General features: G+C 54.0%; 4 protein-coding genes. All 4 read left to right on the top strand.

Annotated features, from left to right (window positions below; translation table 11 throughout):
• Nucleotides 1-866: sensor histidine kinase (locus P0D89_RS51870; protein ID WP_408379466.1), on the top strand; the 866-nt coding region annotated here is incomplete at its 5' end.
• The gene (locus P0D89_RS51875; RefSeq protein ID WP_408370563.1) at nucleotides 863-1,318 is read left to right on the top strand and encodes a response regulator; all 456 of its coding nucleotides are present in this window, start codon (nucleotides 863-865) and stop codon (nucleotides 1,316-1,318) included. The genes P0D89_RS51870 and P0D89_RS51875, both read left to right, overlap by 4 nt.
• The gene (locus P0D89_RS51880) at nucleotides 1,318-1,887 is read left to right on the top strand and encodes a response regulator (protein ID WP_408379469.1); all 570 of its coding nucleotides are present in this window, start codon (nucleotides 1,318-1,320) and stop codon (nucleotides 1,885-1,887) included. Before P0D89_RS51875 ends, P0D89_RS51880 begins: the two co-directional genes overlap by 1 nt.
• Nucleotides 1,884-3,219: PAS domain S-box protein (locus P0D89_RS51885; protein ID WP_408379472.1), on the top strand; the 1,336-nt coding region annotated here is incomplete at its 3' end. The genes P0D89_RS51880 and P0D89_RS51885, both read left to right, overlap by 4 nt.

Consider the following 3,219-nt stretch of genomic DNA (forward strand, 5'->3'; position numbering starts at 1 on the left):
CCACTTTCGTAGCTATTCGACGTCGAATCGAGGACCAGCTTCTCGACGCGCGGGACCGCCTCCAAATTGAGCTTGAAGTGAGCCGGCAACGCGAGGACGAAATCCTTGGGCTCAATCAAACACTCGCCAAGCGCGCAGCAGAGCTTGAGGCGAGTAACAAGGAATTAGAGTCTTTTTCCTATTCCGTCTCCCACGATCTACGGGCGCCAATTCGGCACATAGTGGGGTTCTCAGAGCTGCTACAAAAACACACGTTTTCTTCCCTTGACGATAAGAGTCGTCGGTACATACAAACCATTCTCGAGTCGGCAAAAAGAATGGGGGATCTGATCGATGATCTGCTGGCCTTTTCCAGGATCGGGCGAATTGAGACCAAAATGACCTTTGTGAGCCTCGAGCTGCTCGTTAAGGAAGTCATCGCGGATGTCGGGCAAGACATGAGGGAAAGAGACATATTCTGGGATATCAAGCCCCTTCCGGTCTGTTACGGAGATCGGTCCATGCTGAGGGTGGTTATCGTCAACCTTGTATCGAACGCGGTCAAATTCACGAGCAAGCGAGCAGGTGCCAAAATAGAAATTGGTTGTGTGGACGTGAATGAAAATGAAGTGGAAATGTTCGTAAGGGATAATGGTGCGGGCTTTGACATGGAGTATGTAGATAAATTGTTCGGCGTATTTCAACGTCTGCACCTTGCGGAACAGTTTGAAGGCACGGGCATAGGACTAGCTATTGTTCAGCGCATTATCGTGCGCCATGGCGGAAAGGTCCGGGCCGAGGGAATGCTTGACCGCGGTGCCACTTTCTATTTCTCCCTGCCTAAAGCACGGGATGCGACGACCAATAGGATTGCGAGCATACTATGAACGAGTTGGGACGCATTTTGCTCGTTGAGGACGACCCGAGAGACGTCGAACTCACTTTGGCCGCGCTGGCGGAATACAACTTGGCAAACGACGTAGTGGTCACCCGAGACGGAAAAGAGGCTCTGGATTACCTATATTGCAGGGGACAGTTTTCTGCGCGCTCGAGCGAAAATCCGGCGGTCTTGCTGCTCGACCTGAAACTTCCCAAGGTCGATGGTTTGCAAGTCCTGGAGAAAATTAAATCGGACGAGCACCTGAAGATAATACCGGTGGTGGTGCTGACATCGTCCCACGAGGAAAAAGACATGGTGAGAAGCTACAAGCTCGGGGTTAACGCATATGTAGTAAAGCCGGTCGATTTTCACGAGTTTATCAATGCCGTCAAGGAACTAGGCGTCTTCTGGGCACTCATCAATGAGCCGCCGCCCGGCAGTGTCAAAAAGGTACGATAATGTCTCCGCTCCGCATTCTGTTGCTAGAGGATAATACGTATGACGCGGAGCTCATTCAAGAGCTCCTCGAAGAAGCTCATCGCGTCTGCCAGGTAGTCCGCGTCCAGTCTCGTGCGGAATTTCTGACGGCTCTAAAAACGGTTGAAATTGAACTGATTCTCGCTGATTATAAACTTCCTTCATTCGATGGTCTCTCGGCTTTAAAACTCGCGCTGACTGTCCGTCCAGAACTGCCGTTTATCTTTGTTTCCGGCACGCTTGGCGAAGAAGTGGCGATCGAAGCACTTAAGATTGGGGCGACGGATTATGTTCTGAAAACGCGACTATCAAGGCTAGTGCCTTCAGTTGAACGAGCGTTGCGCGAAGCCCAGGAACGAGCCGAACGCAAGAAGGCGGAAGAGGCGCTACGCCGAAGCGAAATGTATCTGGCGGAGGCGCAGCGACTCAGCAACACGGGAAGTTTCGGCTGGAACCTTACGAGCGGGGAAATCTCGGCTGGAACCTTACGAGCGGGGAAATCTACTGGTCCGAAGAGACTTATCGAATATTCGCCTGCGACCCTGCGATAAAGCCCACCCTTCAGATGGTGATCGACCTAACTCATCCGGACGACCGAACGCGTTTGCGGAAAATCCTCGACCGCGCCTCGATCGAAAGGCGCGCCTTTACTGCCGAGCATCGCCTGGTGCTGACCGATGGTTCTGTTAAATACGTTCGAGCTGTGTCTCATGGCTTCATCGGCGAAAATCCGGATAGTTTCCTCTTCGTAGGAGCGGTAACGGATATCACGGAGCGCAAGTGCACTGAAGAAACCCTACGGGAGCAGGCTAATTTGCTTAATTTGACGCATGACGCTATTTTCGTTTATGACATGAACGGAGTTATCACGTACTGGAATCGTGGCGCGGAGGCGTTGTACGGATGGTCGGCAGAGGAGGCCAAAGGCAAGCTTGTTCCCGAGTTGCTGGAGACGATCTTTCCAGTACCGGTTGAGCGAACCACAGCGGAGCTGAGCAGTAGCGACCACTCGGAAGGCGAGGTTGTGCGTACCAGGAAAGACGGAACACAGGTAACAGTGGCGAGCCGTTGGTCACTGCAACGAAATGTAAGGGGCATGCCGGTTGCCGCTTTGGAGTCGAGCAACGATATCACCCCTCGAAAACTTGCCGAAGTAGAGCGCGGGCGTTTGAGCCAGTTAGAGGCGGATCTCGCGCACATTAACCGCGTCAGTATGATGGGCGAACTGGCCGCTGCGCTGGCTCACGACATCAAGCAGCCGATGGCTGCCGCGGTCACGGGCGCGGGCGCGTGCATTAATTGGCTCTGTCGGGATGCACCCGATATCAAAGAAGCATGCGCCGCTGCCTCGGCAATGGGCGCGGAAGTCATGCGCGCCGCTGGCATCATTGACGGAATTGGCTCACTCTACAGGCGAAGTACACCAGAGCGGGAATTGGTGGACTTGAACGAAATCGTTCAGGAGATGGCGGTTTTGCTGCGGGATACCGCCGATCGGAAGTCCATTTCGATCCGAACGGAACTCGACACGGGGCTTCCGAAGACAACAGCACACCGTGTACAGCTCCAGCAGGTCTTGATGAACCTCATGATCAACGGCATCGAGGCGATGCAACACACGGGTGGTGAACTGATCGTCTCATCGAAGAGGATCGAGCATCGTCAGTTGTTGATCTCGGTGAGCGATTCGGGCATCGGGCTTCCTACCGATGAACCCGAGCGCATTTTCGAGGCATTTTTCACGACGAAACCGAAAGGCACCGGCATGGGACTGTCCATCAGTCGGCGGATCATCGAGTCGCATGACGGCCGGCTGTGCGCCAATCCGAAAACAGGAGGGGGTGCGACGTTTCAGTTCACCCTGCCCGGCGAGGAGATGCGCC

This window comes from Paraburkholderia sp. RL18-085-BIA-A (assembly GCF_046027075.1).
Classification (GTDB): Bacteria; Pseudomonadota; Gammaproteobacteria; order Burkholderiales; family Burkholderiaceae; genus Paraburkholderia.

What these genes read in the sequence shown, in the direction of transcription:
- P0D89_RS51880 (WP_408379469.1), top strand. Translation starts at nt 1,318, where the DNA reads ATGTCTCCGCTCCGCATTCTGTTGCTAGAGGATAATACGTATGACGCG.
- P0D89_RS51875 (WP_408370563.1), top strand. Translation starts at nt 863, where the DNA reads ATGAACGAGTTGGGACGCATTTTGCTCGTTGAGGACGACCCGAGAGAC.